The following is a 6625-nucleotide window of genomic DNA, read 5'->3' on the forward strand; positions in this document are numbered from 1 at the left end:
TTTGTCCATTTGTCGGTTTGTTCGTTGTTTATCCATTTGTCCATTTGTCGGTTTGTTCGTTGTTTATCCATTTATCCATTTGTCGGTTTATTCGTTGTTTATTCGTTTGTCCATTTGTCGGTTTATTCGTTGTTTATCCATTTATCCATTTGTCGGTTTGTTCATTTGTCAGCCGGGGGTTATAAACCCCCGTCTAATAGCGCAAGTCCTCTTTTAGAGGACTAAAAAATTCAACATTATTGATATTACCCTTCCCACCAATCGTCTTCAGACGATTTTAGCTTTTAGACAGAGGTTTTTAACCTCTGGCGATTTGGATACCTCTGGCGATTTGGATATCTGTGGTTATAGGTAATACCTTTATACCTTTGCGTAAGACAATAAAAATGTTGGGTTTGTTTGCGTCAACCGAACCGACAAATAACCAAAGCAAAATATTAATTTTTAATAAGGGACATTAATTAATATCTGAAAAAAGATAAAATCATTTTTTCCACCAATCGGGGCAACCTGTAAATGTAGCTAAATATTAATCATCTAAAAATATGTCTTTGTGGCAACTTTATTATCATATTGTTTGGGGAACAAAAGAACGCCAACACCTGATTATACCACATAACGAACCTGATATTTATAATTACATAATTGGTAAATCAGATGCCCTTCGTTGTATAATTCATGCAATAGGTGGTATGGAAGATCACATTCATGTAGTTGTATCTATTCCCCCGACAATGGCAATTGCAGATTTTGTAAAAAACATTAAAGGAAGTAGTTCCTACTATTTAAACCACACCTCTACTAATACATCAAATAAATTTGGTTGGCAAGAAGGATATGGTGTATTTTCTCTAGGTAGCAAGCAACTTGAACAAGCTGTGAATTATGTCAAAAATCAAAAACATCATCATTCACAAGGAACAACTAATCATCATTTAGAAAAAATAGAAATAGTCTAGTATTTTCGCTGATTTTCCCGTAAAATAAATACAAATATCCTAATTAATTAAACAAAAACAGAAAAAGTAATAACACGGAGATAATAATATTTTGACAGTAAAATCTATACCAATAACCTCCGCCCAAGTACGATCGCATCTTATTGATGCCTTACAACTTGACCTCATCGGACCCACGCCGGATGATCTTGTCCACGCTGAAGAAACTTTAGATCAAGCACCATCTAAATGGTATCTAACAGGCTTCCTAGTCCCCTACGGCGCACCTACGGAACAGCGCGGAGATGATACTGGTGATGATGATTTAGACGTAGTTCAAGGCGGTGGCGCAGGTGAAGATGAAAATATTCCAGATAAACCATTCGCTAAGAAAGCTTTTTTTCCTTCCTCAATGGGTTTAAGTTTACTGGTTGCGGAAAATGCCAGTCAACTTAATGTGACAGTGCAGTGGGGTGATTATTATCCGTTAAAAGATCATACCGTTGGACAATCTGCAAATGATGTTGGTGAAGCAGAAATTCTCTCACCCTCAGAAATAGAAACGATACCCACATCAGAAGCAGCAAATAACAGTTTATCAGGGAATTGGAAGCGGATTCCTCGTCAAGCCCAAATAACCATTCCTCTAAAATTACCACTTCATCAAAGCCAATCCCCAAAAACTATTCCCATACCAGATCACCACGGCTTACAAATCGTCGTCTCTATTCGTCCTGTAACATCCAAGGAACTTGTTCCTGGGGGGACTCGTTCTGTTTCCGTATTTTTGGTCAATAATCGCCTTCCCACCTCAGATAAAGAGTGTGATGTTACCTATACTTTTCAAACCAGTTTAATCATCAATACCCCAGAACCATTAGTACCTCGTCCCAATTTACGCGGACGAGATCATCAGGATTGGGATGAAAACGTTGCTGATTTGCAATATCGTGATGATTATGAATATGCTGTAGGTCATAACGTTTCTGCGATAGCTACGCTCGCCGAAGGCATCGCTCTCACAAATCCTGATGGTAGTTGTCAAGAAATCCGCACCGCTTGGATACCAACCGCTGATGTAGAAAAGGTCATAGCTGCTGACGTAGAAAACGTTGAGTTGGGAATGGAAGCCCTAGCCGCCGCACCCACACCAGAAGCATTGCAAAATATGCTGAGTCCAATGGTAGGTGCTTACATTGATTGGATCAAAGAACAACGGGCAAAATGTCCCACCGAACCCAAACGGCAAAATGTCGCCCTAGATTTACTCCAACGTGGGGAGAATACAGCTAAACGCATCGCCGCAGGTATCAAAGCATTAGGTGATCCCCAAATATTTGCATCCTTCTGTATTGCCAATCGCGCCATTGCTACAGCCCTGCGCCAACGTGCTACTCACGGTAAAAATACTCCTCCCGAAAGAGAAACAGCCCCCAAATGGCGACCCTTTCAACTAGCGTTTTTACTAACTAACTTGCCAGGAATAGCCTACCCCGAAAATAGCGATCGCCAATTAGTTGATTTACTATTTTTCCCCACCGGTGGCGGTAAAACCGAAGCCTACTTAGGACTGGCTGCCTTTACCCTGGTTCTGCGACGACTGCGTTATCCAGGTATCAAATCCGCCGGTTTAAGCGTCCTCATGCGCTACACCCTGCGGCTGTTGACCCTCGACCAACTCGGAAGGGCGGCGACAATGATTTGCGCCTTAGAATTGGAACGCCAGAAAAACCCCCAGCAGTTAGGAACTTGGCCATTTGAAATTGGACTGTGGGTAGGACAAAGCGCAACACCCAACCGCATGGGCAAAAAAGGAGATAATGACGAAAACACTGCTAGAAAGCGGACTCTTGATTTCCAAAAAAATAACGGTAGCCCATCACCTATCCCTTTAGAAAGTTGTCCTTGGTGCGGGACAAAATTCAACCTTTACTCATTCCAATTAAAACCAAAACCCGAACAACCAAAAAATTTACAAATAAGTTGTGCCAATCGTCGCTGTAATTTCCAAGGTGATCATCCTTTACCAATAGTCGCCGTAGATGAATCAATATATCGCCGCTTACCTTGTTTTATTATCTCCACAGTTGATAAATTTGCCAGTCTGCCCTGGGTAGGAGAAACAGGCGCATTGTTTGGACGAGTAGACCGCCACGACAATGATGGCTTTTACGGACCAACTCAAATAGGCTGTGGTAAACCCCTGGGTGGCTATTTACCACCACCAGATTTAATTATCCAAGACGAATTACATTTAATTTCTGGACCATTGGGAACAATGGTAGGACTATACGAAACTGCCATTGATGCCTTGTGTAGCCAAGAAATAGACGGCAAAAAAATTCGTCCGAAAATAGTTGCTTCCACTGCCACAGTCCGCCGCGCCAGCAAGCAAATTCAAGCATTATTTGGTCGCAGTGAAGTTGATATATTTCCACCACCAGGACCCGATAAACGCGATTCCTTCTTTGCGAAAACTGTCCCCGCCACAGTCAAAAATGCCCGCACTTATGTAGGAATTGCTGCTCAAGGACGCAGTTTAAAGGTAGTATTATTGCGTACATATTTAGCCTTGCTAGGTGCAGCCCAAAAACATTGGTTAGAACAAGGAGGAAAGAAAAATTCCCACAACCCAGCAGATCCTTACATGACACTGTTAGGTTACTTTAATTCCCTACGTGAACTCGGTGGCAGTCGGCGGATTGTGGAAGATGAAGTAAATTCTGGACTAGTGCGTTACAGCCAGCGCAAGCGAGTAGATGAAATATCCGGGATATTTGCTGGTCGTAAAATTGATGACGAACCAGAAGAATTAACTTCCCGTGTTAATACTAGCGATGTTGCTGATACTAAGCGGCGAATGGAATCAACCTTTGATCTAGAGGAAAAAGTTGATGTCGTTTTAGCAACAAACATGATTTCCGTAGGTTTGGATATTACCCGCTTGGGTTTAATGGTAGTTCTCGGTCAACCCAAGACAGCAGCCGAATATATTCAAGCTACCAGCCGCGTAGGACGGGCAGAGGAAAAACCAGGGTTAGTAGTCACTTTACTGAACATTCATCGTCCCCGCGATCGCTCTCATTATGAACGATTCGGTGCTTGGCATTCAACATTTTATCGAGCGGTAGAAGCAACTAGCGTAACTCCTTTTTCCCCTCGCGCTATTGATAGAGGTCTTGCAGCCATTACCGTAGCTTTAGCACGTCTCGGACACCCAAAGATGACAGCACCACGCCATGCTTTCGATATTACTCAACATCGTCAAGATTTAGATTTTGTCGTTGATACCATATCCAAACGCGCAGAAATGCACGATAAAGAGATTGATGCAGTTGAAGCCGAAGCACTAGGTCAGAAGGTGAAAAACCAAGTTAAAGACTTGCTTGATTTGTGGGAACGTATCGCCAATAGCAGTAGCAAAATTAGCCTTCAATATCAACGGGAAGTAGGCGAAGCACCTGCACTAATATTTGACCCTCTCGACCCAGAATTAAACAACCAACCCCTAGAAGTACAAAAGAAATTCAAAGCCCAGCGAAGTTTGCGCGATGTTGAACCAACAGTTAATCTGTGGGTAATTAATCCTTATGGAAATGAGGTAGAGGAGGCAGGAAAATGAATAAATCTAGCAGAAAAAAATCACCACCAGGACAAGTTCGCCAAAGTCAAATTCTCTCTACCTTTGGACCTGGGGCAATGGTAGATTTACCGAAACATTCTGTGTTAATTGGTGGGTTAAATCATTGGCGTGGCGACAGAAAACTCATCTTTGAAGACCGTCTAGCGGCTAGAGTTGCCGAAATTTTAGAAGTCCCTCACATCAAACTGTATGCACCACCAGTTGATGAACAAGACCCCAAAGCCGCCCGCACGGGGATTAATGTTTTTACTTTTCCCACTTGGTTTTTAGCCCAAGTCAAGGAAACTTGGTACGACAATAAAACCCAAAAAACCTACCGCACTCGCCCTTTGATACCTTGGGGTAATTTGGTGAGTGGTAAATATCTTAATTCTGAGAAAAAATCAATCCCCGTTGTCCCCGTACGCTTTGTCCAAGCCTGCGTTAAAGGACATATCAGCGATATTAATTGGTATCGTTTTGTACATGATGACTCTGATAATAAATGTCAAGGTCAGCTATGGTTGGATGAAGGTGGTTCTGGTAACGACTTTGCGGAAATTTATGTTCGCTGCGAAGGCTGTAAAAAACGCCGTCCTCTGGCTAATGCTACAGTTCGCAATGGTAAAGTTTTAGGTCAATGTCAGGGACACCGCCCTTGGCTTGGTGATTTTGCCCAAGAACTGAGTTGTATTCGTGAATCCACAGGTCTACCAGAATACAATCGCTTATTAGTGAGGTCTGCTAGTAATGCTTATTTTTCCCAAGTTCTCAGCGTGATCTCTCTCCCTGATTCTGACGCACCTTTGCAAAACGCAGTAAATTCAGTCTATGAAGATTTTCTTCATTGTCTTGAAAGTATTGATGAGTTGAAAATGTACCGCAAAAATCCCAAAGTCTCCACAGCTTTAGAAGGATTTACCAATGAAGCCGTCTGGGAAGAAGTGCAACGAAAACAAAGACGACAAGAAAAACCACATAAAAGTATTAAGCAAGTAGAAATTGAGACACTACTTTCTAGTGCCGTCGAAATTGGGGAAGATGTACCAGAAGGTGATTTTTACGCCAGGTCACGTAGTTTAGATAATTTACAACCTACCTTTTCTGCCTGTATTGAACGAATTGTTTTAGTACATCGGTTACGGGAAGTAATTGCTCAGGTCGGTTTTACTCGCTTTGAGGCGGAAATGCCAGATATTGACGGCGAACTTGATATCAGCGTCAGGCGTGCTGCATTGGATATTGAACCTACTTGGGTGCCGACAATTGAGAATAGAGGCGAAGGTGTATTTATTGCTTTCCGTCAGGAAGCTATTGAAAATTGGTTAAAGCGAGAAGCTGTCAAAAAACGGGGGCGAGAATTATCAAGAGGATTTGATATTTGGTGTGCGCGTAAAGGTATAGACCAGGAAAAGGAAAAAGTTAAGTTTCCCGGACTACCATATATTATGCTGCATTCATTATCACACTTATTAATTATGGCAGTATCCCTAGAATGCGGTTATGCGTCCAGTTCCATCCGCGAGCGCATTTATGCTAGTGAAGCTGGTTATGGAATTCTTTTATACACTGGCGCAACTGGGTCAGAAGGTACTTTAGGCGGACTGGTAGAAGTTGGCAAACACATTGAATACCATTTGGAAATAGCATTAGAGCAAGGAAGATTATGCTCCAATGATCCGGTTTGCGCCCAGCATAAACCTGATAATGAGCAAGAGGAGCGTTTTTTACATGGTGCTGCTTGTCATGGCTGTTTACTGATTGCGGAAACATCTTGCGAACGGCGTAATGAATTTCTTGACAGGGCATTGGTAGTTGCTACTGTTGAAGGAACAGGAGCAGAATTCTTTGAGGATAAAGGAGGATGAAGAGTTTTCTTAACCTCAGTCGTCCAGCCCTGGTTAATTTAGCAACGGCTTTGGTGGCGATCGCTCTTCTACTTCCTAACAGCTAATTTAGCAATTTCAGAAAGTGGAGAAAATGGACTACAAAAGTTTTTCTCGGAGCGACACAAAGTAATACGAAAATTGCCAATCACTCAAAATCATCCCCATCAAATTAATAA

5 protein-coding genes are annotated in these 6625 nt (G+C 42.2%); 4 read left to right on the plus strand and 1 reads right to left on the minus strand.

What is annotated here, in order from left to right:
* A partial coding sequence (locus tag FJR37_RS26565; RefSeq protein ID WP_217355339.1) for a hypothetical protein occupies positions 1–185 on the plus strand: 185 nt, incomplete at its 5' end.
* Between the two features lie 113 nt (positions 186–298).
* On the opposite strand, the gene FJR37_RS27470 is transcribed toward FJR37_RS26565, so the two are convergent.
* A complete protein-coding gene (locus tag FJR37_RS27470; RefSeq protein ID WP_256366888.1) occupies positions 299–433 on the minus strand; it encodes a hypothetical protein in 135 nt (44 codons plus the stop codon).
* Positions 434–545: 112 nt separating this feature from the next.
* Between FJR37_RS27470 and tnpA the strand changes: the two genes are divergently transcribed.
* The 3 genes from tnpA (at position 546) to drmB (ending at position 6428) form a co-directional block, all read left to right on the plus strand.
* On the plus strand, positions 546–959 hold the full coding sequence (gene tnpA / locus FJR37_RS19390; protein ID WP_168466870.1) for an IS200/IS605 family transposase: 414 nt from the start codon (positions 546–548) through the stop codon (positions 957–959).
* Between the two features lie 91 nt (positions 960–1050).
* Positions 1051–4560: a DISARM system helicase DrmA gene (gene drmA, locus FJR37_RS19395; protein WP_168466871.1), complete on the plus strand. Its 3510-nt coding sequence runs from the start codon at positions 1051–1053 to the stop codon at positions 4558–4560.
* Positions 4557–6428 (plus strand): DUF1998 domain-containing protein, encoded by a 1872-nt coding sequence (drmB, locus tag FJR37_RS19400; protein WP_168466872.1) that lies wholly within the window; start codon positions 4557–4559, stop codon positions 6426–6428. Before drmA ends, drmB begins: the two co-directional genes overlap by 4 nt.
* Positions 6429–6625 lie beyond the last annotated feature (197 nt).

This window comes from Aphanizomenon sp. UHCC 0183, from assembly GCF_009712065.1.
Classification (GTDB): Bacteria; Cyanobacteriota; Cyanobacteriia; order Cyanobacteriales; family Nostocaceae; genus Dolichospermum; species Dolichospermum heterosporum.